This window comes from Mycobacterium sp. 4D054 (assembly GCF_052245755.1).
Taxonomy (GTDB): Bacteria; Actinomycetota; Actinomycetes; order Mycobacteriales; family Mycobacteriaceae; genus Mycobacterium.
On sequence record NZ_JBQQCF010000020.1, the window covers coordinates 1 to 24,826 of the forward strand.

22 protein-coding genes and 1 pseudogene are annotated in these 24,826 nt (G+C 68.6%); 16 read left to right on the forward strand and 7 right to left on the reverse strand.

What is annotated here, in order from left to right:
• Window positions 1-161 precede the first annotated feature (161 nt).
• Window positions 162-1,499 (reverse strand): MFS transporter, encoded by a 1,338-nt coding sequence (locus ACTWP6_RS15900; protein ID WP_260755881.1) that lies wholly within the window; start codon window positions 1,497-1,499, stop codon window positions 162-164.
• Between the two features lie 87 nt (window positions 1,500-1,586).
• Window positions 1,587-1,889, reverse strand: a complete 303-nt coding sequence (locus ACTWP6_RS15905; protein ID WP_260755880.1) for a DUF222 domain-containing protein — start codon at window positions 1,887-1,889, stop codon at window positions 1,587-1,589.
• Window positions 1,890-1,938: 49 nt separating this feature from the next.
• Here ACTWP6_RS15905 and ACTWP6_RS15910 point away from each other — a divergent pair, with 49 nt between their 5' ends.
• The 4 genes from ACTWP6_RS15910 to ACTWP6_RS15925 all read left to right on the forward strand — a co-directional run bounded on the left by ACTWP6_RS15910 (window position 1,939) and on the right by ACTWP6_RS15925 (window position 5,593).
• The gene (locus ACTWP6_RS15910; protein WP_443188205.1) at window positions 1,939-2,394 is read left to right on the forward strand and encodes a PPOX class F420-dependent oxidoreductase; all 456 of its coding nucleotides are present in this window, start codon (window positions 1,939-1,941) and stop codon (window positions 2,392-2,394) included.
• 187 nt (window positions 2,395-2,581) lie between these two features.
• The gene (locus tag ACTWP6_RS15915) at window positions 2,582-3,817 is read left to right on the forward strand and encodes a glycosyltransferase family 4 protein (RefSeq protein WP_260755878.1); all 1,236 of its coding nucleotides are present in this window, start codon (window positions 2,582-2,584) and stop codon (window positions 3,815-3,817) included.
• A complete protein-coding gene (locus tag ACTWP6_RS15920) occupies window positions 3,811-4,536 on the forward strand; it encodes a class I SAM-dependent methyltransferase (RefSeq protein WP_260755877.1) in 726 nt (241 codons plus the stop codon). The genes ACTWP6_RS15915 and ACTWP6_RS15920 overlap by 7 nt, the downstream gene beginning before the upstream one ends.
• Window positions 4,529-5,593: a prenyltransferase gene (locus ACTWP6_RS15925; protein ID WP_260755876.1), complete on the forward strand. Its 1,065-nt coding sequence runs from the start codon at window positions 4,529-4,531 to the stop codon at window positions 5,591-5,593. Before ACTWP6_RS15920 ends, ACTWP6_RS15925 begins: the two co-directional genes overlap by 8 nt.
• Here ACTWP6_RS15925 and ACTWP6_RS15930 read toward each other — a convergent pair.
• Entirely contained in the window at window positions 5,590-6,291 is a 702-nt protein-coding gene (locus tag ACTWP6_RS15930; protein ID WP_260755875.1) for a class I SAM-dependent methyltransferase, read from the reverse strand. The genes ACTWP6_RS15925 and ACTWP6_RS15930 overlap by 4 nt on opposite strands.
• 64 nt (window positions 6,292-6,355) lie before the next feature.
• Here ACTWP6_RS15930 and ACTWP6_RS15935 point away from each other — a divergent pair, with 64 nt between their 5' ends.
• Window positions 6,356-6,925, forward strand: a complete 570-nt coding sequence (locus tag ACTWP6_RS15935) for a TetR/AcrR family transcriptional regulator (RefSeq protein ID WP_260755874.1) — start codon at window positions 6,356-6,358, stop codon at window positions 6,923-6,925.
• 3 nt (window positions 6,926-6,928) lie between these two features.
• On the opposite strand, the gene ACTWP6_RS15940 is transcribed toward ACTWP6_RS15935, so the two are convergent.
• Entirely contained in the window at window positions 6,929-7,534 is a 606-nt protein-coding gene (locus ACTWP6_RS15940) for a TetR/AcrR family transcriptional regulator (RefSeq protein ID WP_260755873.1), read from the reverse strand.
• A gap of 84 nt (window positions 7,535-7,618) precedes the next feature.
• On the opposite strand from ACTWP6_RS15940, the gene ACTWP6_RS15945 reads away from it, so the two are divergent.
• Window positions 7,619-8,974, forward strand: a complete 1,356-nt coding sequence (locus ACTWP6_RS15945; RefSeq protein ID WP_260755871.1) for a cytochrome P450 — start codon at window positions 7,619-7,621, stop codon at window positions 8,972-8,974.
• 77 nt (window positions 8,975-9,051) lie between these two features.
• Here the strand turns inward: ACTWP6_RS15945 and msrA are convergent, their stop codons facing one another.
• Window positions 9,052-9,561, reverse strand: coding sequence for a peptide-methionine (S)-S-oxide reductase MsrA (gene msrA, locus ACTWP6_RS15950; protein ID WP_260755870.1), 510 nt, complete (start codon window positions 9,559-9,561; stop codon window positions 9,052-9,054).
• Between the two features lie 110 nt (window positions 9,562-9,671).
• On the opposite strand from msrA, the gene ACTWP6_RS15955 reads away from it, so the two are divergent.
• From ACTWP6_RS15955 to ACTWP6_RS15990, 8 genes and pseudogenes are all read left to right on the forward strand, one after another.
• Window positions 9,672-10,085, forward strand: a complete 414-nt coding sequence (locus ACTWP6_RS15955; RefSeq protein ID WP_260755869.1) for a hypothetical protein — start codon at window positions 9,672-9,674, stop codon at window positions 10,083-10,085.
• Window positions 10,086-10,152: 67 nt separating this feature from the next.
• Window positions 10,153-10,659: a nuclear transport factor 2 family protein gene (locus tag ACTWP6_RS15960; protein WP_260755868.1), complete on the forward strand. Its 507-nt coding sequence runs from the start codon at window positions 10,153-10,155 to the stop codon at window positions 10,657-10,659.
• Window positions 10,656-11,711, forward strand: coding sequence for an NAD-dependent epimerase/dehydratase family protein (locus ACTWP6_RS15965; RefSeq protein ID WP_260755867.1), 1,056 nt, complete (start codon window positions 10,656-10,658; stop codon window positions 11,709-11,711). Before ACTWP6_RS15960 ends, ACTWP6_RS15965 begins: the two co-directional genes overlap by 4 nt.
• Window positions 11,712-11,752: 41 nt before the next feature.
• Window positions 11,753-12,524, forward strand: a pseudogene (locus ACTWP6_RS15970) (class I SAM-dependent methyltransferase).
• A gap of 31 nt (window positions 12,525-12,555) precedes the next feature.
• Window positions 12,556-13,938 carry an NAD(P)/FAD-dependent oxidoreductase gene (locus ACTWP6_RS15975; protein WP_260755866.1) on the forward strand — a complete coding sequence of 461 codons (1,383 nt, stop codon included), beginning with the start codon at window positions 12,556-12,558 and terminating at the stop codon, window positions 13,936-13,938.
• Window positions 13,939-13,953: 15 nt separating this feature from the next.
• A complete protein-coding gene (locus tag ACTWP6_RS15980; protein WP_260755865.1) occupies window positions 13,954-14,328 on the forward strand; it encodes a DUF427 domain-containing protein in 375 nt (124 codons plus the stop codon).
• 9 nt (window positions 14,329-14,337) lie between these two features.
• Window positions 14,338-15,249 (forward strand): DNA-3-methyladenine glycosylase family protein, encoded by a 912-nt coding sequence (locus ACTWP6_RS15985; protein WP_443188206.1) that lies wholly within the window; start codon window positions 14,338-14,340, stop codon window positions 15,247-15,249.
• Between the two features lie 78 nt (window positions 15,250-15,327).
• Window positions 15,328-15,876 carry a Dps family protein gene (locus ACTWP6_RS15990; RefSeq protein ID WP_260755863.1) on the forward strand — a complete coding sequence of 183 codons (549 nt, stop codon included), beginning with the start codon at window positions 15,328-15,330 and terminating at the stop codon, window positions 15,874-15,876.
• A gap of 66 nt (window positions 15,877-15,942) precedes the next feature.
• Here the strand turns inward: ACTWP6_RS15990 and ACTWP6_RS15995 are convergent, their stop codons facing one another.
• Window positions 15,943-16,743 (reverse strand): PaaI family thioesterase, encoded by an 801-nt coding sequence (locus ACTWP6_RS15995; RefSeq protein ID WP_443188207.1) that lies wholly within the window; start codon window positions 16,741-16,743, stop codon window positions 15,943-15,945.
• A gap of 630 nt (window positions 16,744-17,373) precedes the next feature.
• Between ACTWP6_RS15995 and gltB the strand changes: the two genes are divergently transcribed.
• Together gltB and ACTWP6_RS16005 are read left to right on the forward strand one after the other, a co-directional pair.
• Window positions 17,374-21,981: a glutamate synthase large subunit gene (gene gltB / locus ACTWP6_RS16000; protein ID WP_443188208.1), complete on the forward strand. Its 4,608-nt coding sequence runs from the start codon at window positions 17,374-17,376 to the stop codon at window positions 21,979-21,981.
• Entirely contained in the window at window positions 21,974-23,440 is a 1,467-nt protein-coding gene (locus ACTWP6_RS16005; RefSeq protein WP_443188209.1) for a glutamate synthase subunit beta, read from the forward strand. The genes gltB and ACTWP6_RS16005 overlap by 8 nt, the downstream gene beginning before the upstream one ends.
• Before the next feature lie 479 nt (window positions 23,441-23,919).
• Here the strand turns inward: ACTWP6_RS16005 and ACTWP6_RS16010 are convergent, their stop codons facing one another.
• Window positions 23,920-24,780 (reverse strand): LLM class F420-dependent oxidoreductase, encoded by an 861-nt coding sequence (locus tag ACTWP6_RS16010; RefSeq protein ID WP_443188210.1) that lies wholly within the window; start codon window positions 24,778-24,780, stop codon window positions 23,920-23,922.
• Between the last annotated feature and the right edge of the window lie 46 nt (window positions 24,781-24,826).

A 24,826-nucleotide genomic window follows, 5' to 3' on the forward strand; every position in this document is an offset into this window, starting at 1 on the left:
AGCAAATCACGCGCCGTCAACGACACCCCGACCGAACAGGAGGCCACCCCCGCGGCACTGACCGCCTGAACCATTAACTCGAAGAATCACACGACAGGCGTCGTACACCACGCCCCTGGACTTGACCTTCGTGACACCGAATCCGACGTTCGTGCTGCCGGCTAGTCCGGGCTCTCCCGCATGGACGCGTCGTCGGCAACTCCAAGCGATTCGGGCACCGGCCAGCACGGTGGGGACTTCAGACTGGCCAGCGCCAGGCTGCTGATTGCCATCAACACGATGGTCAGGAGCAGGAAATTGGTGTAGCCGCCGAAATGATCCGATGTGGCTCCCGCGGCCAACGGCCCGAACGCGGTGCCCAGCGACAGCCCGGCCACCAGCCCGCCGAACAGCCCGCCGAAGTTCTTCAGCCCGAAGTAGCGCGACGCGAGATAGGCGATGACGTCGACCTCGGCACCGAGCGTCAGGCCGAACAGCGCCGCGGCCACCGTCTGGCTGACCGGGCTGCTGCCGTCGATCAGCAGCGCCGCGCAACCCAGGATCGGCACCAAGTAGGCGCAGGCCCCGACCACGCGTCCGGGGAAGCGGTCCAGCAGCACGCCGACCCCCAGGCGCCCGGCGATCGAGAACACCCCGACCAGCGCCGCCGTGCCCGCTGCAGCAAGCGGTTCGGCACCGGCGTCGCGCAGGATCGGAACGAGGTGGACCACGATGCCCAGCGTGGTGAACGCGAACAGCCCCGCGGCGAGCAGAAGTTTGTAGAAGGTGGCAGAACGCAGCCCCTCCCGCAGCGTGAGGCCCGGCAGGTCGGCCGGGCCGCAGGGCGCGGCGGCAGGGGGTACCGCGGTCCGGACCCGCGCGGGGTTGTCGTCCCGCGCGCCGCCGCCCCGCGCCACCTTGGCATCCTGCACGCCACGGAAGAAAAGCCAGACGACGACCAGCACGAGACCGCCCCACACCGCACCGAGGCCGAAAAACGCTCCGCGCCAGCCCCATTCGTCGATGAAGGTGGTCGCCAGCGGAGGGAAGACCGCCGCGGCCAGCGATCCGCCGGACAGCGTGACCGCGAAGGCCAGACCGCGGGAGGCCTCGAAGCGGCTGGCGACCGCCGAGGTCCACACCGTGGTCTGGACCCAGAACGCGGCGAACGCCAGCAGCGCCCACAACAGCAGCCAGTTCGTCATCGACCCGGTGGCGGTGCCCAGCAGTGCGAACGCGCCGCCCATCAGCGCGACGCCAACCAGGCCGACCCGGCGCGGACCGAGACGGTCGACGGCCAGACCGATGGGCATGGCGGCGACCGCGGCTGCCATCCCCACGATCGTCAGACCCGCCGAGGCCTCGGCCCGGCTCCACCCGAACGTCTCCTGCAGCGGCTGCATGAACGCACCGAGCGAATAGACATGGATGACGCCGATCGAGTAGCCCAGGCCGGCCGCCACCGGCAGCGGGCCGTAACGGCGCCACTCGGTGAGCGCCCGGCGCTCCGTCTCAGCCATGCCGGCCCCTTGTCAGTCACGCGCTGCCGTGTTGTGCGCTGTGCGAGTGCTCAGGATTCTAGGGCGACGGCTGGTGCGGTTGCCGGCTTACGTCGGGATCGGACCCGCCTCGGCGATGCGACGCTGCGCGTCGCCGACCGAGATGCGCAGCCGGCGGGCCAGCACCTCGGCCCACGGCGCTCCGGCGAACTCGACCGGCGGGGGCCCGGAGACCATCTGCGCGAGCAGTTGCCGCTGTTTGACGGCCAGCGTCTTCTCCAGCGCGTCCAGCCTGACCAGCAGGGCCCGCTGATCGACCGGCCGTAACGCGGTGAACGGTAGGGCGGAGACCGCCCGGTGCGCGCGATCGACGGCGTCCAGCGCCGCGATCCATTCCTTCTTCGAACTCATGTTCGACAGCCTAGATCCGGGGTCCGACACGCGCCGATACGCTGGGGAGATGACGAGAAAGCTCGCCACCGCCGATGTGGTCACGTTGCCCGAGTTGCTCGATTTCATCGGACCCCGGCACCGGATGATCCTGACCACCTTCCGCGCCGACGGCTCCCTGCAGAGCTCTCCGGTCTCGGGCGGGGTGGACTCCGAGGGGCGGATCGTGATCGCGAGCTACCCGCAGCGCGCCAAGGCGGCCAACATCACAAGGCGTGCGCACGCGAGCGTGGTGGTGCTCTCCGACGAGTTCAACGGCCCCTATGTGCAGGTGGACGGACCCGCCGAGGTCGTCGACCTGCCCGAGGCGCTGGAGCCGTTGGTCGAGTACTTCCGCGCCATCGCCGGAGAGCATCCGGACTGGGACGAGTACCGCCAGGCGATGCTCGACCAGCGCAAGTGCCTCATCCGGGTCACGCCCGAGCGCTGGGGCCCGGTGGCGACCGGGGGATTCCCGCCTCGTTGACAGGGCCGGGCCACGGGGAGGCCGGACAGGACGGCCGAGCGTGACTGTGGTAGTCAGAGCTAGCGGACGGATTGCGTCAGCTAGCACGTCAAACTATAGTCTGGACACATGTCCAGGAGGGTTCGGGTTTCTTGCGCCAGACGATTCGCCCACGTCGGGGCCGCTCTCCGGGATCTGTGAGCTGACCATGCGTATCGCACTGCTGTCGTATCGGAGCAAGACCCACTGTGGCGGCCAGGGTGTCTATGTCCGCCATCTGAGCCGCGGTCTCGTCGAACTCGGCCACGACGTCGAGGTGTTCTCCGGTCAGCCCTACCCCGAGGGGCTGGACCCGCGCGTCCGGCTGACGAAGGTGCCAAGCCTCGACCTCTACCGCGAACCGGACCCGTTCCGCATCCCGCGGCCCAGTGAGATCAAGACCAGCATCGATCTGCAGGAGCTGCTGACGACCTGGACTGCCGGCTTCCCGGAGCCCAAGACGTTCAGCATGCGCGTCGCGCGCCTGCTGGCCGAGCGCCGCGACGACTTCGACGTTGTGCACGACAACCAGTGTCTGGGCACCGGTCTGCTCGACATCGCGGCCTCCGGCCTGCCCGTGGTGGCCACCGTGCACCACCCGATCACCCGCGACAAGGTGGTCGACGTCGCGGCGGCCGCGTGGTGGCGCAAGCCGCTGGTGCGCCGTTGGTACGGCTTCGCGGAGATGCAGAAGCAGGTCGCGCGCCGGATCCCGGAACTGTTGACCGTGTCGTCGACCTCGGCCGCCGACATCGCCGAGGACTTCGCTGTCGATCCGGATCAGCTGCATGTGGTCCCGCTCGGCGTGGACACCCAGTTGTTCCAGCCCGGCCGGCAGCGGGTTCGCAACCGGGTGATCGCGATCGCCAGTGCCGACGTGCCGCTCAAGGGCGTCAGCCACCTGCTGCACGCGGTGGCCAAACTGCGCATCGAGCGCGATCTGGAGCTGCAGCTGGTCGCCAAGCTCGAGCCCAACGGCCCCACCGAGAAGCTGATCGCCGAGCTCGGCATCTCCGACATCGTGCACATCTCCAGCGGGCTGAGCGACTCCGAACTGGCCGGTCTGCTGGCCTCCGCCGAAGTCGCCTGCATCCCTTCGCTGTACGAAGGGTTCTCGTTGCCGGCGGTGGAGGCGATGGCCAGTGGCACCCCGATCGTGGCCAGCCGCGCCGGGGCCCTGCCCGAGGTGGTGGGCACCGATGGGGAGTGCGCGCGGCTGGTGACACCCGCCGACGTCGACGAACTCACCTCCGTGCTCGGCGACCTGCTCGACTCGCCTCTGGAACTCCGGCGCCTCGGCGACAACGGCCGCCGGCGTGCGCTCGAGGTGTTCAGCTGGGAATCCGTTGCCGCACAGACTGTCGCGGTGTACGACCGAGCCTGTGAGAGGGTCACGACATGCTGACCGTGGACTTCGACCGGCTCGGCGTCGGCGCCGGAACCAAGGTGATCGACGTCGGCTGCGGCGCCGGCCGCCACACGTTCGAGGCGTTCCGGCGCGGAGCCGACGTGATCGGGTTCGACCAGAACGCCTCGGACCTCAACGACGTCGACCAGATCCTGCAGGCGATGAAGGACGAGGGCGAGGCGCCGGCCACCGCCAGGGGGGAGGCCGTCAAGGGCGACGCCCTCGACCTACCCTACCCGGACGGCACATTCGACTGCGTCATCGCCTCGGAGATCCTCGAGCACGTCCCCGAGGATGACCGTGCCATCGCCGAGCTGGTGCGTGTGCTCAAACCGGGAGGCGCACTGGCGATCACCGTGCCGCGTTGGCTGCCCGAGCGGATCTGCTGGGCGTTGTCGGACGAGTATCACGCCAACGAGGGCGGCCACATCCGCATCTACCGGGCCGACGAGCTCCGCGACAAGGTGCTCGCTCACGGCCTGGAGCTCACTTTCACCCATCACGCCCATGCGCTGCATTCGCCGTACTGGTGGCTCAAATGCGCTGTGGGAACCGAGAAGAACGATCACCCGGCGGTGACCGCGTATCACAAGCTGCTGGTGTGGGATATGATGGGCCGGCCGTGGCTCACCCGGGCGGCCGAGGCGGCGCTCAACCCGCTGATCGGCAAGAGTGTCGCTCTCTACTTCAGAAAGCCCCCTGCTGCCGATGCATGACGTCCCCGGTGTGCCGGGCGTCTTCACGCCGGCCCAATGTCGGCAGACCGCTGAGTCGATCGCTGCGACGCAGGAGTCCAGTGGTGCGATCCCGTGGTCGGTCGGCGGGCACACCGATCCGTGGGACCACATCGAGAACGCCATGGCGCTCACCGTGGCGGGCCTGCTGGAACCCGCCCGCGCGGCGTTCGAATGGTCCCGCACCGCCCAGCGTCCGGATGGCAGCTGGCCGATCCAGCTCCGCAACGGGGTGGTCGAGGACGCCAACAGCGACAGCAACTTCTGCGCGTACATCGCCACCGGCGTGTGGCACCACGTGCTGGTCACCGGCGACCGCGCGTTCGCCGAGACCATGTGGCCGGTGGTGGCCAGGGCCATCGACTTCGTCCTCGAATTGCAGTTCGGCACCGGTGAGATCGCTTGGGCGCGAGGACCTTCCGGTGACGCTGACGAGGCGCTGCTGACCGGGTGCGCGAGCATCTACCACAGCATCCGCTGCGCGTTGGCCCTTGCCGACTACGTCGACGACTCGCAGCCCGAGTGGGAGGTCGCGGTCGGCCGTCTCGGTCATGCGATCGCCGAGCACCCGGACCGGTTCGTCACCAAGGACCGCTGGTCGATGGAGTGGTACTACCCGGTGCTCGGCGGCGCACTGCGCGGCCCGAGGGCGCACGCGCGCATCAACGGGCGGTGGGACGACTTCGTGGTGCCCGGTCTGGGCATTCGTTGCGTCGACGACCGGCCATGGGTGACCGGCGCCGAAACCTGTGAGTTGGTCCTGGCTTTGGAGGCGATGGGGGACAGGGCGCGCGCCTACGAGCAGTTCGCCGCGATGCATCATCTGCGCGAGGAGGACGGGTCCTACTGGACCGGTCTGGTGTACGAGGACGGCAAGCGCTGGCCGGTCGAGCGCACCACCTGGACGGGGGCGGCGGTGATCCTGGCCGCCGACGCGTTGTCGTCCACCACGCCGGCCGCCGGCATCTTCCGAGGCGCCGATCTGCCGAAAGGTCTTGAGGGTCAATACGATTGTGCGTGCGCGACCAGCGGACGCTAGTCGGCGCCCAGGGTTCCGGGTTGCCCGCAGATCCGCTCGAGTACCCGCATCGACCCGGTGGCCCGAACCTCCCGGAAGTCGCCGCTGTCGAGGGCGCGCCGGTAGATGAGGAACGGGGCCTGACCGCCGTCGGCCGGATCGGGAAACACGTCATGGATGACCAGTGCGCCGCCCACGGCCACCCAGCGGGCCCACCCGTCGAAGTCGCGGTTGGCGGCCTCCTCGGTGTGCCCACCGTCGATGAACAGCAACCGCAGCGGTGTTCCCCAGCCGCGGGCCACCACCGGGGAGCGTCCGACGACGGCCACGACGTGCTCGTCGAGCCCCGCGGCGTCGAGCGTGTGGCGCAGTGTCGGCAGCGTGTCGAACAGTCCGGTGACCGGATCGACCAGGGTCGCGTCGTGGTACTCCCACCCGGCCTGATGTTCCTCGGATCCGTGATGGTGGTCGACGGTGTAGATCAGGCCTCCGGTCTGCTGTGCCGCGGCGCCCAGCATGACCGTGGACTTGCCGCAGTACGTGCCGATTTCGACCCCGACGCTGTCGGCGAGGTACTGCAGGGCGGTGTCATAGAGGGCGCGCCCCTCGTCGGCGGGCATGAACCCGGTGACCTGTTCCGCGAGCTCGAAAAGGGCTGCCGCGGCAGGCGGAAGCGCGGAGTCGGTGCCGGCTGGACGGCTCGCCGTCGTGTCACTCATCGTGCCCAACTTACCGCCACCGGCCCCTAGTGGTTGACCCCTGGTTGTAGTAGCGTCCGGACATGTGTCCGATCCGGCTCTGGAGTCGACTCGGCGTCGCCTGACGGCCCGGCAGGCCGACACGGTGGACCGCTTGGGGCGTGCCGCGGTCGAACTGCTCACACGGCACGGATATGCGGCCCTGACCGTGCGCCGGGTGGCCGCCGAGGCCGGTGTCGGGTCCGCCACGGCCTACACCTACTTCTCGTCCAAGGAACATCTTGTCGCCGAGGTGTTCTGGCGCCGGCTGGCCGCTTCGCCAGAGGTCGAGCACGGGTCGGATGACCCCGCCGCCCGGGTTACCGCGGTACTCGGGCACATCTCGTCGCTCGTCGCCGACGACCCGGACTTCGCCGGGGCGGTGACCACCGCGCTGCTCGGCAAGGATCCGGACGTCGAGGTGCTGCGGTTGCGCATCGGCCGCGACATCCGGGACCGCTTGTCGGCGGCGCTGGGAGCCGGCACCGATCCCGACGTCATCGATGCGCTGGAGATGCTCTATTCGGGCGCACTGGTGCGCGCCGGCATGGGGTACGCGTCGTACTCCGAGATCGTGGCGAAGCTGGAGAAGTCGGCGCGATTGATGCTGGCCTGACAGTCAGCGCGTGCCGACCAGTGCGGTGGCCGCGGCGACCGCGGTGTCGGCGATGCCGTGCACGTCGCGTCCGTCCTCGACGAAAAGGGCGGTGAGCTCCCGCAGTCCGCCGAGCAGCAGGACCGCCATCGGCGAGGCGATCGGCACGATCCCGGCCCGCTGGAACCCAGGGTTGCTCGTCAGCGACACCAGCAGCCCGGTCAGGTCACGCATCACCTGACGATGCAGGGGACGCGCGGCCGCGCCGAGCGCGGGGGCTTCCCGGATCCAGCACAGTGTGATCGCCGGGCGCGCACTGATGTGTTCGACGTAGGCGTCCACGGCTTGCCGAATCTGCTGCTGCCAGTCCACATCCGGTTGGACGGTCGCCCGGATGTGGGCGATCAGGTCGGCGTTGTTGCGGCGCAACAACTCGATGAGGCACTCTTCCTTGCTCGCGAACTGTTCGTAGAACGTGCGCTTGGAGGTGCGGGCATGCCGCACGACATCGGCGACCGTGCTGTCGCGGTATCCGCGTTCGACGATGGACGACGTCAATCCATCGAGCAGTCGGTCGGTCACCGACGCGTCGCGGCTGACCGGAACCGGAATCGTCACTTTCGTCTTCACCCTTGCAGCCTGTGGTACCAACCGGTACCGTACCGTATTACACCGTGGTACACAGAAGTACCAGCGCCGTCACCGGGGAGTCCGATGAGCGAAGCGACCATCACCGCAGACCACTCGACCGCGGCGGCCGGCCGGCCGGTGCGGCTGCCACCCACCCCGCGGATACCGAAAGTTCTTCAGGCGGTTGGATTTTCGCTGTCCCGGCAGTGGACGGTGGCGCAGATCGTGCGCCGCTACGGTGACGTATTCACCATGACCTTGCCGGTGTTCGGCCGGACGGTGATGGTGACCGATCCGGCGTTGGCCAAGCAGCTGTTCATGGCCAACACCGACGACGTCGGCAACATCCAACCCAATCTGTCCCGCGTGCTGGGTTCGGGTTCGGTGTTCGCCCTCGACGGCGCCGACCACCGCAGGCGGCGCAAGTTGCTCACCCCGCCGTTCCACGGCAAGAGCATCAAGAACTACGAGCGGATCTTCGAAGAGGAGACGCTGCGGGAGGCCGCCGACTGGCCGGAGGGCCAACCGTTCGAGACGCTCGAGCCGATGATGCGGATCACCCTGAACGCGATCCTGCGGGCGGTGTTCGGCGCCGACGGCGCGCACCTCGACGAGTTGCGCCGGATCATCCCGCCATGGGTCACGCTCGGTTCGCGCCTGGCGGTCCTGCCGACCCCGCAACGCACGTACGGACGTTTCAGCCCGTGGGGCCGGCTGGCCGCCTACCGGCGCCGCTACGACGAGGTCATCGGCCGGCTGATCGACGCCGTGCAGGCCGACCCGAATTTCGGCACCCGCGATGACATCCTGGCGCTGTTGCTGCGCAGCACCTACGAGGACGGCTCGACGATGTCGCGGCAGGACATCGGTGACGAGCTGCTGACCCTGCTGGCCGCCGGGCACGAGACCACCGCGGCGACCCTGGGCTGGGCGTTCGAGCGCATCAGCCGTCACCCCGAGGTGCTGGCCGAACTCATGGCCGAGGTGGACAGCGGCGGCAACGAGTACCGGCAGGCGACCATTCTGGAGATCCAGCGTGCGCGCACCGTGATCGACTTCGCCGGCCGCCACGTCTACTCGCCGACCTTCGAGCTCGGCGAGTGGGTGATCCCGCGCGGCTATTCGATCGTCGTCGCCATCGGTCAGGTACATCACCGCTCGGACGACTTCCCGGATCCCGAGCGCTTCGACCCGCGGCGGTTCCTGGGCCAGCGCCCTCCCACTTTCGCGCACCTGCCCTTCGGCGGCGGCACCCGGCGCTGCGTGGGGGCGGTGTTCGCCAACGTCGAGATGGATGTGGTGCTGCGAACGGTGTTGCAGCACTTCGAGATCGAGACGACCGCCGCGCCGGGGGAGAAGATGCACTCGCGGGGAGTGGCGTACACGCCCGCCGACGGCGGGCGAGTGGTCATGCGCCGCCGTCGGACGGGCCCGGCGTGAAATCAGACCGCCACGGCGTGCCGTGAATTAAACCGCCACGGCGTGCCGTGAATTAAACCGCCACGGCGTGCCGTGAATTAAACCTGAGCGCGCCGGGGCAGCTTCCAGCCGGGCCGCGGGAAGTGGCAGGTGTAGCCGTTCGGGTAGCGCTCCAGATAGTCCTGGTGCTCGGGCTCGGCCTCCCAGAAGTCCGGCGCCGGACTGACTTCGGTGACGACCTTGCCGGGCCACAGACCTGACGCGTCGACGTCGGCGATGGTGTCCAGCGCGATCTGGCGCTGCTCCTCGTCGACGTAGAAGATCTCCGACCGGTAGCTCGTGCCGACGTCGTTGCCCTGCCGGTTCTTCGTGGTCGGGTCGTGGATCTGGAAGAAGAACTCCAGCAGCGCGCGGTAGTCGGTCTGGGTGGGGTCGTAGACGATCTCGATCGCCTCGGCGTGCCCGGGATGATTGCGGTAGGTCGGATGGTCGTTCTGCCCGCCCGTGTAGCCCACTCTCGTGGACACGACGCCGGGCTGCTTGCGGATCAGGTCCTGCATGCCCCAGAAGCACCCGCCCGCCAGTACGGCTCGCTTGTAGTCGCTCACGCCTGCTCCTCTTCGGTCGCTTCGGATAATCCACGGTACTGCGCGCGGGTAAAACGGGGCGCGCACCGCGTTTAGTCCGGCCGCAGCCGCCGGTGGCTATCCTCTGCAGGATGCGTGTCCTCGCGGCGGTGACGGTCCTGTGGGCGATTCTGCTGACGCTTGCCGGGCCGGCCTCCGCTGAGCCGGCTGCGCCGGTCGCGGTCCCCGAGACACCGCCCGGCACCCCTGCGGCGATGTTCGCCGACGACCCGGCGATCGTGCACGCCTACCCCACGCGGCCGCAGTCCTGGAGCCGGCTCCCCGACGAACGGGCGGTGCGGCTGCACTTCACCAGCGGCACCCCGCAGTGCTACGGCGTCACCGCGACGGTGCAGGAGAACACCGACGAGGTGCTCGTCGACCTGCGCACCGGCACCCTGCCTCAGGCCGTCGACCGGGCCTGCATCGCGATCGCGCTGTTCGGCGCGCTCGACGTGCCCCTGGAGCAACCGCTCGGCGCGCGGCGCGTGCTCAGCGTGACCTGACGCGGCCCTGGACAAGCCCTCGACAGGCCCTCGACAACGGCCGCTAGAACGTGTTCTATTTCGGGGTGTGGCGGCCAACACTTTCACCCGGGACGAACTCGTCGCGGCGTTCACCGAATTCGAGAAGACGGTCGACCGGGCGGCGCGGACCAGGGACTGGGATCCGTGGGTTGACCAGTACACCGACGACGTCCTCTACATCGAGCACGCGGCCGGGACGATGCGCGGCCGCGAGGAGGTGCGGCCGTGGATATGGCGCACCATGGAGTCGTTTCCCGGCAGCTACATGACGTCGTTCCCGTCGCGGTGGAGCGTCATCGACGAAGGCACGGGCAGGATCATCTGCGAGCTCGACAACCCGATGCGCGATCCCGGTGACGGCACCGTCATCAGCGCCACCAACATCTCGATCCTGACCTACGCCGGCGACGGCAGGTGGCAACGGCAGGAAGACGTGTACAACCCGCTGCGGTTCGTGGCGGCGACGGTGAAATGGTGCCGGAAGGCAGAGGAACTCGGCACGTTGCCCGACGTCGCGGCGGAGTGGATGGCCAAGTACGGCGGCGCCCGATGACCGGACCGTCTGCTGTCGCACCGCCGGCCCCGGTGCTCGTCATCGGCGCCAACGGCTACCTCGGCAGCCACGTCACCCGCCGGCTCGTCGCCGACGGTCACCGGGTGCGGGTGATGGTGCGCGACGGCGCCAACACCGTCGGCATCGACGATCTGGACGTGACCCGCTTCGTCGGGGACATCTGGGACGACGAGGTGGTGCGCAGCGCGATGACCGGGTGTGAGGTGGTGTACTACTGCGTCGTGGACACCCGCGGCTGGCTGCGGGACCCGGCGCCGTTGTTCCGCACCAACGTCGACGGCACCCGCAACGTGCTCGACATCGCCGTCGAACCGGCCGTCGCGGCGGGGCTGAAGAAGTTCGTGTTCACCAGCAGCTACGTGACCGTCGGGCGCCGCCGCGGGACGGTGGCCACCGAGGCCGACGTGCTCGGCGACCGTGAACTCACCCGCCTGACCCCGTACGTCCGCTCGCGGGTGCAGGCCGAGAACCTGGTCATGGCGTACGCGCGGGAACAGGGACTGCCGGCGGTGGCGATGTGCGTATCCACCACCTACGGCGCCGGCGACTGGGGCCGCACCCCGCACGGGGCGATCATCGCCGGTGCGGCCTACGGGAAGCTGCCCTTCGTGATGAGTGGCATCGAGCTGGAAGCCGTGGGCGTCGACGACGCGGCCGCAGCGCTGGTGCTGGCCGCCGAGAAGGGCCGTGTCGGGGAGCGCTACCTGATCTCGGAGAAGATGATCTCCAACGCCGAGGTGGTGCGGATCGCCGCCGAGGCGGCCGGGGTGCCGGCGCCGACGAGGTCGATTCCGCTGCCGCTGTCGTACGCGATGGCGGCGCTGGGCAGCGTGAAGGCCCGGCTGCAGGGCACCGACGAACGGCTCTCGCTGGGCTCGCTGCGCCTGATGCGCGCCGAGGCGCCGGTCGACTGCAGCAAGGCGCGAGACGAACTCGGTTGGCGGCCCGGACCGGTAGAAGAGTCGATCCGGGAGGCGGCGAAGTTCTGGGTCGGCCTGCGGCGAGCCAAGCAGGCCCGAGTCACCGGGTGACCGACAAGCTGCGCGTCGACCTGCGCGGTGCGCCCCAGACGATGCTGGCGACGCTGTACGCCAAGGCGCTCGATGCTGACAGTCCCGGCTCGGTGCTCAACGACACCTGGGCCGCAGCATCGTCGGCCAGATCGACTACGACTGGAAGACGACGACGATCACCACCCGCAACGCCCCGTCGGTCACCCTGCGTTCGGCGCACTTCGACTGTTGGGCAAGGCAATTCCTCTCCGAGCGCCCTGACGCGGTGGTGCTTCACCTCGGGTGCGGTCTGGACAGCCGCTACTTTCGTATCGCGCCGGGCGACGGCGTCGATTGGTACGACATCGACTACCCGCAGGTGGCGGCGCCGCGGAAGCGCTTCTACCCGACCACCTCCCGGTACCACGTCGTGGCAGCGTCGGTCACCGACCCGGCGTGGCTTGCCGGCATCGCCGATGACAGGCCGACGCTGGTGCTCGGCGAGGGGCTGACCATGTACCTTCGCGACACCGACGGCATCGCGTTGCTGAGGCGGGTGGTCGACCGGTTCCCGTCCGGCGAACTGCAATTCGACGCGTTCAACTGGCTGGGGATCAAGCTCCAGTGGTCCAATGCGGTGGTCCGCCGCTCCGGCTCCACGCTGTACTGGGCGATCAACGGGCCGGCCGACATCCTCGAGTCCGTACCGGGACGCGTCTGTTGCAATGGGTTCCGGTGTTCGAATCGGACGCGTTCGCACGTGTCCCGGCCTTCTACCGGGTGCTGGGCGCGGCGATGAACCGGATTCCCGGCGTGCGGACGATGGCGCAGTTTCACCGCTACGCGTTCTGAGCGCGCAGCGCACTGCTGCGACAATCTGTCGGTGCTCACTCGCTTGCCGGTGAACGGCCACGTGTCCCACTGGTTCGACGGACTGCCGATCAGCCGCGCGCCGCTGCCGGGGACCCGGGACGCCGATGTCTGCATCGTCGGCGCCGGCTACACCGGCCTGTGGACCGCGTACTACCTCAAGCGCGCGGACCCGTCGCTGCGCGTGGTCGTGCTGGAGGCGCGCTTCGCCGGGTACGGGGCGTCAGGGCGCAACGGCGGATGGCTGTCGGGTCTGGTTCCCGGCGACCGTGAGCGCATGGCGCACCGGTATGGCCGCGACGGGGTGATCGCGTGGCAGCGCGCGCTCAACGACGCCGTCGACGAGGTGATCGGCGTCGCCGACCGGGAAGGCATCGACGCCGGCATCGTCAAGGGCGGCACCTTGGAGGTGGCCCGCAACGCCGCGCAGGCCACCCGACTGGCCGCGGCGCTGGACGCCGAACGTCGCTGGCAGGTCGACGGTGTCGAAGCGCTGACCGCACCCGAAGCAGCCCGACGGATCCGGCTCGACGGCGTGGTCGCCGCCTACCACAACCCGCACTGCGCCCGGATCCAGCCGGCGCACCTGGTGCGCGGCCTGGCCGACGCCGCCGAACGGCTCGGCGTGGTCATCCACGAGCGGTCCCCGGTCACCGAGATCCGACCGGGCCGCGCCGCCACGCCGTGGGGCGCGGTGAACGCCGGGGTGGTGCTGCGGGCCACCGAGGGCTTCACCGCCGGCTTGCCGGGTCTGAAGCGGCGGTGGCTGCCCATGAACAGTTCGATGATCGCGACGGACCCGATTCCCGCAGAGCTCTGGGACACCATCGGGTGGCACGGCCGGGAGACCCTCGGCGACCTCGCGCACGGGTTCTTCTACGCCCAGCGCACCGTCGACGACCGCATCGCGATCGGCGGGCGCAGCGTGCCCTACCGGTTCGGATCCCGCACCGACCGGGACGGGCGGGTGCCCGAACGCACCATCGCGCGCCTCGCCGCGACCCTGAGGGCCGTGCTGCCACAGGTGTCCCACGTGCCGATCGCGCACGGCTGGTGCGGTGTGCTGGCCGTCCCCCGCGACTGGGAGGCGGCCGTCGACTTCGACAGCTCGACCGGGCTGGGCTGGGCCGGCGGCTACGTCGGGCACGGCGTCACCGCGACCAACCTCGCCGCGCGCACGCTGACCGACCTGGTGTGCGGCCGCGAGTCGGAACTGACCGCGCTGCCCTGGGTCGGTCACCGCGCGAAGAACTGGGAACCGGAGCCGCTGCGCTGGCTGGGCGTGCGCGGCATGTACCTGACCTACCGGGCCGCCGACTGGCACGAGGCTCGCGGCACCAGGCGCACCTCGCCCATCGCGGTGGTGGCGGACAGGATCGCCGGCCGCCCGCACTGAGCGTTCAATGGTGACATGACCGACCGACCCGTCCGCGAACCCTCGCCGGCCCATCCCATCACCGTCGTACCTACCGGCCGCCACGTCGTGGTCCGGGTCAACGGTGAGGTCATCGCCGAAACCGATGCCGCCTTCACGTTGCAGGAGGCGTCCTACCCTGCGGTGCAGTACATACCGTTGGCCGATGTGGCGGCCGACCGGCTGCGTCCCAGCGGCACCGCGACCTACTGTCCGTACAAGGGCGACGCCGGCTACTACGACATCGTCGCCGGCGGCCAGACCGTGCCGGACGCGGTGTGGACCTACCGCGAGCCGTACCCCGCCGTCGCGCAGATCGCCGGTCACGTCGCCTTCTACGCGGACAAGGCCGATGTCACCGTCGACCCCTAGGCTGACGTGATGCGGATTTCGGCCAGCGTCGCGTTCGCCGGCCCCGTCAATCTCGGCTGGACACTGTCTCCGCTGCGCCGCGGCCGGGGCGACCCGTGCTACCACGACGCGCCCGACGGAGCGATCTGGCGGACCAGCCTGATGCGCAGCGGCGCGGTCACCGCGCGGCTCAGTCGCGGCGCGCCCGGCGTCGTCGACTGCGAAGCGTGGGGTCCCGGCGGTGCGGAGTTCGCCGACACGCTGTCCGCCCTGCTGGGCGCCGACGACGACACCTCGGGATTCGATCCGCAGGAACCCACGGTCGCCGCCGCCCTGCGCAAGGCGCCGCACCTGCGGCTGGGCCGCACCGGCCGGGTGCTGGAGGCGCTCATCCCGGCCGTCCTGGAACAGCGGGTCGTCGGCAAGGACGCATTCGGGTCGTGGCGCCGGTTGGTGACCCGCTACGGCTCGCCCGCCCCCGGCCCCGCGCCCGAACACATGCGGGTGCCGCCGTCCGCGGACGTCTGGCGGCGCGTCCCGTCGTGGGAATTCCACCTCGCCAACGTCGACCCCGGCCGGGCGCGCACCGTCGTCCGCTGTGCGCAACGCGCCGACGCCCTGGAGCGGCTGGTCGGCCGGCCCGCCGAGGCGGCCCGCACCGCGATGATGTCGCTGCCCGGGGTCGGCATCTGGACCGCCGCCGAGACCGCTCAACGGGCATTCGGAGACGCCGACGCGCTCTCCGTCGGCGACTACCACCTGGCCAAGGTGGTCGGCTGGACTCTGCTGGGCCGCCCGATCGACGACCCGCAGATGATCGACCTGCTCGAACCCATGCGACCGCACCGGCACCGCGCCGTGCGGCTGCTCGAAGTCAGCGGTCTGGCGTTCAAACCGCGCTTCGGCCCGCGCCTGTCGATTCCGCGCCTGGCCGATCTGTGACCTTCGCGTCACTTGTGGTTACCTACCCACACACCGGGTACACGGGGCGGGACAGTCGATCGTGCGAAGGAGCAAGTAATGACTGCGTTCACCGTTCCCGGCCTGACCGACAAGCAGGGGGCCGAAGTCGCCGAGCTGCTGCAGAAAGCGCTCAGCAGGTATAACGACCTTCACCTGACCCTCAAACACGTCCACTGGAATGTGGTGGGGCCCAACTTCATCGGCGTCCACGAGATGATCGACCCGCAGGTCGAGCTGGTGCGCGGCTACGCCGACGAGGCTGCCGAGCGTATCGCCGCGCTGGGGCAGTCGCCGCTGGGTACCCCCGGCGCGATCATCAACGACCGCACCTGGGATGACTACTCGGTCAACCGCGACACCGTGCAGGCGCACCTGGCCGCACTCGATCTGGTCTACGTGGGCGTCATCGAGGACACCCGCAAGAGCATCGAGCGACTCGGGGAACTCGACCCGGTGTCCGAGGACATGCTGATCGGCCATGCCGCCGAGCTGGAGAAGTTCCAGTGGTTCGTCCGGGCGCACCTGGAGAACTCCGGGGGGCAGTTGGTCAACGAAGGCGCCGAGACGGAGAAGTCCGCGGCGTCGAAGGCCAAGAAGAACTCGTAACGCCGCGACTGCCGCCGGGGAGCACGTCGCCTCGCACCGGGTGGGCGACGGGTTCCCCGGCGGCGCTCACCGGTAGGCGGTCAGGCGGGCCGCGATGGCGGTCCGGCCGTCGCGCCCCACCGCACGGGCGTCGGCCACGGCGCTGCTGCGCCCGGTGTGGCTGGCCTCGGCCCGGTAGTGCGACTGTTCGCCGCCGTGGAAGGGCCGCAGGAAGTTCACCCGCAGTGACGCGGTGCGGTACTCGTGCAGCGTGCCATGGTTCACCGCGGCGTTGCCGACCAACTCCAGTCCCATCGACGCCACACCGCCGTGCACCGCTCCGACACTGTTGTTCAGCACCGGGTCATCACCCTGGACCAAAACCGCTGTCGTGCCACCGGATTCGCCGACACTGACCGCCATCAGCTGATCCAGGCTGGGACCCGGCAGCGTTCCGCCCGGCCCGTCCGGCCACGGGGCCAAGGTGTCCGGCACGGTGATGTAGAACGACCGGACCGTCGCGGTGGCGATCACCTCGGCGCCCACGCTCAGTTCGCACACGCTCAGCGCGACCAGCCCCTTGCGGCCCAGCGGCGTGGCCACCGCGACCACGTCGCGCCCGGGCGCCGCCGCGATGATGTCGGCGGCCTCGGGCACCAGTTCGAGGGACAGTTCGCTGGACACCGTCCACTCCCGGGGACTGCGGCGCGCGTGGTTGATCAGCCCGCCGGCGTGGTCGACCAGCATCGCCACCGGAGCGGTGGTGGCGGCACCGGTCAGCGGGTTGACCAGACCGGCGGCCGGGATGGACGCGACGCAGCGGTCGCTGTGCTCCTCGGCCGTCTCGATCCCGAAGCGACCCAGTGGCGTGTTCAGCGGATACGGCACACTTGCAGCTTGACCGCCGGGGCGCGCACTCATACCCCTGCGGGGTATATGAGAACGTCGGCCCGGAACTGACGTCCATTCTGGGATTGCCGAAGATGTTGGCGCCCAGGGCCTTTCAGTGCCGAGGGGGTCGGCGTGCAGATGTGGCCCGCCGGCGGGTGAGTTTGCCGGCGGCGGACAGGGCCGTCCGGCCGGCGGATCGAGTTTCCTAAGAATCCGGAAAGGCTTTGCGCAAAGATATCTACACTCATCGATGCAGCGCAGAGGCACCTTGCTGGGTAGCTCAGCAAAGTTACATCGCAGTGGCGCCCCAGATGTGATCCAGTTCGCACTGGCCGCCCCCGCGGTGATTGCAGCCGAAAATAGCGGCGCAGCAACGTTATTCAGTTGTGACCTGAGAATTCGCTGTCCGTGACCGGGGAGCACCCGGCGAACGTTGTTAGGTAGGGCTAAGTTGGCATGTCAGGGGCCCTTTGTCATATCGTTTTGAGCACTTGTGGCGCATGGGAAAAAGGGCCGTCGTTCAGTGCTGCACGAAGGCGCCCCCATCGCAGAACCGGCTAACGCTCTCGTCCACGGTTGCCGTCCGTAACTCTCCGCCGAGACGCGTGCATATAGAGGTAGGTGGGAATGGCTCCCAGTCGTCAAGGGCTTTACGACCCGGCATTCGAGCACGACGCCTGCGGCGTGGCGATGGTGGCCGATATGCACGGCCGCCGCAGCCGCGACATCGTGGAGAAGGCGATTACGGCGCTGCTGAACCTCGAACACCGTGGTGCGCAGGGCGCCGAACCCAACACCGGCGACGGCGCCGGCATCCTGCTGCAGGTCCCCGACGAGTTCTTCCGAGCGGTCTGCGACTTCGACCTGCCCGAGCCGGGCAGCTACGCGACCGGCATCGCATTCCTGCCGCAGTCGTCCAAGGACGCCGCCACCGCCTGCGCCGCGGTCGAGAAGATCGCCGAGGCCGAGGGGCTGGCTGTGCTCGGCTGGCGCGACGTGCCCACCGACGATTCGTCGCTCGGGGCGTTGGCCCGCGACGCGATGCCGACGTTCCGGCAATTGTTCCTCGGCGGCGCGACCGGAATGGACCTGGAGCGCCGGGCGTATGTGGTGCGCAAGCGGGCCGAGCACGAGCTCGGCACCAAGGGCCCCGGTCAGGACGGACCCGGCCGGGAAACGGTCTACTTCCCAAGCCTGTCCGGTCAGACGTTCGTCTACAAGGGCATGCTCACCACGCCGCAGCTCAAGGCGTTCTACCTGGACCTGCAGGATGAGCGGCTCACCAGTGCGCTGGGCATCGTGCACTCGCGGTTCTCCACCAACACCTTCCCGTCGTGGCCGCTGGCCCACCCCTTCCGCCGGGTGGCGCACAACGGCGAGATCAACACCGTCACCGGCAACGAGAACTGGATGCGGGCCCGCGAGGCGTTGATCAAGACCGACATCTTCGGGGGCCACGACCTGGAGAAGGTCACCCCGATCTGCACTCCCGGGGCGTCGGACACCGCACGTTTCGACGAGGTGCTCGAACTGTTGCACCTCGGCGGCCGCAGCCTGCCGCACGCGATGCTGATGATGATCCCGGAGGCCTGGGAACGGCACGAGAGCATGGACCCGGCCCGCCGGGCGTTTTACGAGTTCCACGACTCGCTGATGGAGCCGTGGGACGGCCCCGCCTCGGTGTGCTTCACCGACGGCACCGTGATCGGCGCGGTGCTGGACCGCAACGGTCTGCGCCCGTCGCGGATCTGGGTCACGGCCGACGGCCTGGTCGTGATGGCCTCGGAGGCCGGCGTGCTCGACATCGACCCCAGCACCGTGGTCAAGAAGATGCGTCTGCAGCCCGGCCGGATGTTCCTCGTCGACACCGCGCAGGGCCGGATCGTCTCCGACGAGGAGATCAAGGCCCAGCTGGCCGCCGAGCACCCGTACCAGGAGTGGCTCGACGCCGGGCTGTTCAAGCTCGACGAACTGCCGCCGGGCGACTACGTCCGGATGCCGCACCATCGCGTGGTGCTGCGCCAGCAGGCGTTCGGTTACACCTACGAGGAACTGAACCTGCTCATCGCCCCGATGGCGCGTTCCGGCGCCGAGGCACTGGGCTCGATGGGCACCGACACCCCCATCGCGGTGCTGTCGGCGCGCCCGCGGATGCTCTACGACTACTTCCAGCAGTTGTTCGCCCAGGTCACCAACCCCCCTCTGGACGCCATCCGCGAGGAGGTCGTCACCAGCCTGCAAGGTGCGGTGGGTCCGGAGGGCGACCTGCTCAACCCCGGTCCGGAATCGTGCCGCCAGATCGTGCTGCAGCAGCCGATCCTGCGTAACGCCGAGCTGTCGAAGCTCATCTGCGTCGACCCCGACCACGAGGTCCGCGGCCACAAGCACGGGATGCGCGCGGCCGTCATCCGCTGTCTGTACCCGGTGAACCGGGGCGGTCAGGGCCTCAAGGAGGCCCTCGACAACGTGCGGGCCAAGGTCTCGGCCGCGATCCGCGAGGGCGCCCGCATCATCGTGCTGTCCGACCGCGAGTCCAACGAACAGTTGGCGCCGATCCCGTCGCTGCTCAGCGTGTCCGCGGTGCACCACCACCTGGTGCGTGAGCGCACCCGCACCCAGGTCGGTCTCGTCGTCGAGGCCGGCGACGCGCGCGAGGTGCACCACATGGCCTGCCTGGTCGGCTTCGGCGCCGCGGCCATCAACCCCTACATGGCCTTCGAGTCCATCGAGGACATGGTCGACCGCGGCGTGATCTCGGATATCAGCAGCGACGAGGCCAAGGCCAACTACGTCAAAGCCGCAGGCAAGGGTGTGCTGAAGGTGATGTCCAAGATGGGCATCTCCACGCTCGCGTCGTACACCGGTGCCCAGCTGTTCCAGGCCATCGGAATCAGCCAGAAGGTGCTCGACGAGTACTTCACCGGCCTGACCTGCCCGGTCGGCGGCATCGATCTCGACGACATCGCCGACGACGTCGCTGCCCGGCACGCGATCGCCTACCTGGACCGCCCCGACGCGCGGGCGCACCGCGAACTCGAGGTCGGCGGCGAATACCAGTGGCGCCGCGAGGGCGAGTACCACCTCTTCAACCCGGACACCGTGTTCAAGCTGCAGCACTCCACCCGCACGGGGCAGTACTCGATCTTCAAGGAGTACACCGAGCTCGTCGACGACCAGAGCGAGCGGATGGCCTCGCTGCGCGGCCTGCTGAAGTTCCGCGACGGCCAGCGGCCGCCGGTGCCGCTGGAGGAGGTCGAGCCGGCCACCGAGATCGTCAAGCGCTTCTCGACCGGCGCGATGAGCTACGGCTCGATCTCGGCGGAAGCCCACGAAACCCTCGCGATCGCGATGAACCGGCTCGGCGGGCGGTCGAACTCGGGTGAGGGCGGCGAGTCCGTGGCACGGTTCGACCGCGACGAGAACGGTGACTGGCGCCGCAGTGCGATCAAGCAGGTGGCGTCGGGCCGGTTCGGCGTGACGAGTCACTACCTGACCAACTGCACCGACATCCAGATCAAGATGGCCCAGGGCGCCAAGCCCGGTGAGGGCGGGCAGTTGCCCGGACACAAGGTGTACCCGTGGGTGGCCGAGGTGCGGCACTCCACGCCGGGTGTCGGCCTGATCTCGCCGCCGCCGCATCACGACATCTATTCCATCGAGGATCTCGCACAGCTGATCCACGATCTGAAGAACGCCAACCCGCAGGCCCGGGTGCACGTGAAGCTGGTGTCGGAGAACGGGGTCGGCACCGTCGCCGCCGGCGTCTCCAAGGCGCACGCCGACGTGGTGTTGATCTCCGGACACGACGGCGGCACCGGCGCGACCCCGCTGACGTCGATGAAGCACGCCGGTGCACCCTGGGAGCTCGGTCTGGCCGAAACGCAACAGACGTTGCTGCTCAATGGTCTTCGCGACCGCATCGTCGTGCAGGTAGACGGTCAGCTCAAGACCGGCCGTGACGTGGTCATCGCCGCGCTGCTGGGTGCCGAGGAGTTCGGTTTCGCGACAGCGCCGCTGGTGGTGGCCGGATGCATCATGATGCGCGTCTGCCACCTCGACACCTGCCCGGTGGGGGTGGCCACGCAGAACCCGCTGCTGCGCCAGCGGTTCAACGGCAAGCCGGAGTTCGTCGAGAACTTCTTCCTCTTCATCGCCGAAGAGGTGCGGGAACTTATGGCGCAGTTGGGTTTCCGCACCGTCAACGAAATGGTCGGTCAGGTCGGGGCGCTGGACACCACGCAGGCCGCCGAGCACTGGAAGGCCCACAAGCTGGACCTGTCGCCGGTGCTGCACGAGCCGGAGTCGGCGTTCATGAACCAGGACCTGTACTGCAGCTCGCGCCAGGACCATGGTCTGGACAAGGCGCTCGATCAGCAGTTGATCGTGCAGTGCCGCGAGGCTCTGGATGCCGGTTCCCCTGTTCGCTTTTCTACTACGATCGCCAACGTCAACCGCACCGTCGGCACCATGCTCGGCCACGAGGTCACCAAGGCCTATGGCGGGCAAGGGCTTCCGGACGGCACCATCGACATCACCTTCGAGGGGTCGGCGGGCAACAGCTTCGGCGCGTTCCTGCCCAGAGGAATCACTCTGCGCGTCTACGGCGATGCCAACGACTATGTGGGCAAGGGCCTGTCCGGCGGCCGGGTGGTGGTGCGGCCGTCCGACAACGCGCCGGGCGACTATGCGGCAGAAGACAACATCATCGCCGGCAACGTGCTGTTGTTCGGTGCCACCAGCGGGCAGATGTTCCTGCGCGGCCAGGTCGGCGAGCGCTTCGCGGTCCGCAACTCGGGCGCCCACGCGGTGGTCGAGGGAGTCGGAGACCACGGCTGCGAGTACATGACCGGTGGCCGCGTGGTCATCCTCGGCCCCACGGGTCGCAACTTCGCGGCGGGCATGTCGGGCGGTATCGCCTACGTGTACGACCCCGACGACACGCTGGCCGAGAATCTCAACGCCGAGATGGTGGAACTCGAGGACATGGGCGGTGTCGATTCCGAAGACGCCGTCTTCGTCCGAGACATGATCCAGGCACACGTCGACGCCACCGATTCCACGGTGGGGCAACGGATCCTGGCGGGATGGAACGGATCGGAATCAGAAGTGCGCAACTTCAAAAAGGTCATGCCGCGCGACTACAAGCGTGTGCTGGCTGCGATCGCCGACGCCGAAGCGCAGGGCGCTGACGAGAACGGTGTCGCCGAGGCGATCATGGCGGCCGCAAATGGCTGACCCCCGCGGCTTTCTGAAGATCACCGAGCGCGAGACGCCGAAGCGGCGTCCGGTGGACCTGCGTCTGAAGGACTGGAAAGAGGTCTACGAGGACTTCTCCCACGACACGCTCAAGGCGCAGGCCGGCCGCTGTATGGACTGCGGTATTCCGTTCTGTCACAACGGATGTCCACTGGGTAACCTCATCCCGGAGTGGAACGACCTGGTGCGCACCGGCCGCTGGCGCGACGCGATCGAGCGGCTGCACGCCACCAACAATTTCCCGGAGTTCACCGGAAGGCTGTGCCCGGCCCCGTGCGAGGGCTCGTGCGTCCTGGGCATCAACCAGGACCCCGTCACCATCAAGCAGGTCGAAGTCGAGATCATCGACAACGCCTTCGGCGAGGGCTGGGTGGTCCCATTGCCGCCCACCAAGCTGACCGGCAAGACGGTCGCCGTGATCGGGTCCGGTCCTGCGGGACTGGCCGCCGCGCAGCAGTTGACCCGGGCCGGCCACCAGGTGACGGTGTTCGAGCGCGACGACCGCATCGGCGGCCTGCTGCGCTACGGCATCCCCGAGTTCAAGATGGAGAAACGCCACATCGACCGGCGCCTCGACCAAATGCGCGCCGAGGGCACCGAGTTCCGCACCGGCGTCAACGTCGGGGTGGATATCACCGCGGCGCAACTGCGTTCGGAGTTCGACGCGGTGGTGCTCGCCGGTGGCGCGACCGCGCGCCGCGATCTGCCGATCCCGGGGCGGGAACTCGACGGCATCCACCAGGCGATGGAGTACCTGCCGTGGGCCAACCGGGTGCAGCTCGGCGACCCGGTGGTCGATGCCGACGGTCAGCCTCCGATCACCGCGAAGGGCAAGAAGGTGATCATCATCGGTGGTGGTGACACCGGTGCCGACTGCCTCGGCACGTCGCACCGGCAGGGTGCGGTGAGCGTGCACCAGTTCGAGATCATGCCCAGGCCGCCGGAGACCCGTGCCGACTCCACGCCGTGGCCCACCTACCCGCTGATGTACCGAGTGACCTCGGCGCACGAAGAGGGCGGCGAGCGCGTCTACTCGGTCAACACCGAGGAGTTCGTCGGCGAGAACGGCCGGGTGACCGGCCTGCGCGGCCACGAGGTCGTGATGAACGCCGGGAAGTTCGAGAAGGTCGACGGCACGGACTTCCGGATGGACGCCGATCTGGTGTTGCTGGCGATGGGCTTCACCGGCCCGGAGCGCGAAGGGCTGCTGACCGACCTCGGGGTGGAGATCAACGAGCGCGGCAACGTCACCCGTAACGACGTGTTCGCGACGTCGGTGCCCGGCGTGTACGTCGCCGGTGACATGGGCCGCGGTCAGTCGCTGATCGTGTGGGCCATCGCCGAGGGCCGCGCGGCGGCCGCCGCGGTGGACCGCTACCTCATGGGCAACTCCGCGCTGCCGGCGCCGATCAAGCCGACGGCTGCTCCGCAGCGGTAGGGGAGATCGCAATTTCGTAACGTCTTGCGGTGCCTATGACGGCCCCTGGGGCGGATTTTGCGACGGTGGCAAGAGGTGAACTGTCACGAAATGGTGTCAGCTCACCTCTCTAGTCACAGTAGTCACAGCAGAAACATCTGACCTTTCGTTCGGCGTGCCTGCGTCAGTTTGCCAATGGGCAGGTATCTAATGACTTGACGAGGGGGCTGGAGTAACGTGGCTCCCCGGTTCAGCTATTGCACACCGCAGGAGTAATCGCCATGTATCTCAACCCGATTACCCGGACACGGGTGGGTCGAATCGCTTGGACATTGTTCCGTCACCCGGTCAAGAGCCGTGAATTCCCCGCGAAGGCAGAGCGACTGATCACCGCCGACGAGCTCTTGCGCTACGGCGTCTAGCGAACTCCGCGACGGCCGGGCCGCGGCGCGTGGGCGGCCGTGACGGTTTGTTTGCTTGACCGTTATCGATCTGTGACCTCAGGCTTGTTTGCTGTCAAGCAATCCTGATCCTCTGATTTTGTCGGCCAGCGGTTCCAGCACGGCGGGGTCGTACGGCGGCGGCAGGTAGATGATGGCCAGGTCCAGGCCTTCCTCGCCCAGCGCGGCGGCCTCGGAGATCGCCCTGTCGTAATCGTGATCGGGGCTCAGCCGGATGTGGGCCGACAGTCTGATCTCGTGCGGGTCGCGGCCGATGTCGGCGCAGTGCCCGGCGAGCACATCCCGCTTGCGCGCGAACTCCTCAGGCGTCCCGCCGACGAAGTTCCAGTGGTCGGCGTACTGCGCCGTGATACGCAAGGTGCGCTTCTCGCCGCTGCCGCCGATGCAGATCGGCGGGTGCGGCTGTTGCGGGCCTTTCGGTTCGTTGCGCGCGTCCTTGAGTTGGTAGAACTGGCCGTCGAAGCTGGTGGTCTCCTGCGAGAGAAGGCCGCGCAACACCTGGCAGGCCTCCTCGAACCGGTCGAATCTCTCTTTGACCGTGCCCAGTTCGATGCCGTAGGCGCCGGATTCCTCCTCGTTCCAGCCCGCGCCGATACCGAGTTCGAGTCGGCCGTCGGAGACGATGTCGAGTGTGGAGGCCATGTTGGCCAGCACCGCCGGATGGCGGTAGTGAATCCCGGTGACGAGCACGCCGACCCGCAACCGGCGGGTGGCCTGGGCCAGCGCGGTCAGCGTGACCCAGCCCTCCAGGCAGGGGCCGGTCGGATCGGAGAAGATCGGGTAGAAGTGGTCGAAGGTCCAGCCCGACTCGAAGACGTCGATCTCATCGGCGGCCGTCCAGACCGTGAGCATGTCGGACCAGGAAGTGTTCTGCGGGGAGGTCTTGAAGGCAAATCTCACCGCATCGACTCTAGGCCGATGACTTCCCCGCCGCCCGGCGGTCAGT

What these genes read in the sequence shown, in the direction of transcription:
- ACTWP6_RS15900 (WP_260755881.1), bottom strand. Translation starts at nt 1,499, where the DNA reads ATGGCTGAGACGGAGCGCCGGGCGCTCACCGAGTGGCGCCGTTACGGC.
- ACTWP6_RS15905 (WP_260755880.1), bottom strand. Translation starts at nt 1,889, where the DNA reads ATGAGTTCGAAGAAGGAATGGATCGCGGCGCTGGACGCCGTCGATCGC.
- ACTWP6_RS15910 (WP_443188205.1), top strand. Translation starts at nt 1,939, where the DNA reads ATGACGAGAAAGCTCGCCACCGCCGATGTGGTCACGTTGCCCGAGTTG.
- ACTWP6_RS15915 (WP_260755878.1), top strand. Translation starts at nt 2,582, where the DNA reads ATGCGTATCGCACTGCTGTCGTATCGGAGCAAGACCCACTGTGGCGGC.
- ACTWP6_RS15920 (WP_260755877.1), top strand. Translation starts at nt 3,811, where the DNA reads ATGCTGACCGTGGACTTCGACCGGCTCGGCGTCGGCGCCGGAACCAAG.
- ACTWP6_RS15925 (WP_260755876.1), top strand. Translation starts at nt 4,529, where the DNA reads ATGCATGACGTCCCCGGTGTGCCGGGCGTCTTCACGCCGGCCCAATGT.
- ACTWP6_RS15930 (WP_260755875.1), bottom strand. Translation starts at nt 6,291, where the DNA reads ATGAGTGACACGACGGCGAGCCGTCCAGCCGGCACCGACTCCGCGCTT.
- ACTWP6_RS15945 (WP_260755871.1), top strand. Translation starts at nt 7,619, where the DNA reads ATGAGCGAAGCGACCATCACCGCAGACCACTCGACCGCGGCGGCCGGC.
- ACTWP6_RS15955 (WP_260755869.1), top strand. Translation starts at nt 9,672, where the DNA reads ATGCGTGTCCTCGCGGCGGTGACGGTCCTGTGGGCGATTCTGCTGACG.
- ACTWP6_RS15965 (WP_260755867.1), top strand. Translation starts at nt 10,656, where the DNA reads ATGACCGGACCGTCTGCTGTCGCACCGCCGGCCCCGGTGCTCGTCATC.
- ACTWP6_RS15980 (WP_260755865.1), top strand. Translation starts at nt 13,954, where the DNA reads ATGACCGACCGACCCGTCCGCGAACCCTCGCCGGCCCATCCCATCACC.
- ACTWP6_RS15985 (WP_443188206.1), top strand. Translation starts at nt 14,338, where the DNA reads ATGCGGATTTCGGCCAGCGTCGCGTTCGCCGGCCCCGTCAATCTCGGC.
- ACTWP6_RS15990 (WP_260755863.1), top strand. Translation starts at nt 15,328, where the DNA reads ATGACTGCGTTCACCGTTCCCGGCCTGACCGACAAGCAGGGGGCCGAA.
- gltB (WP_443188208.1), top strand. Translation starts at nt 17,374, where the DNA reads ATGGCTCCCAGTCGTCAAGGGCTTTACGACCCGGCATTCGAGCACGAC.
- ACTWP6_RS16005 (WP_443188209.1), top strand. Translation starts at nt 21,974, where the DNA reads ATGGCTGACCCCCGCGGCTTTCTGAAGATCACCGAGCGCGAGACGCCG.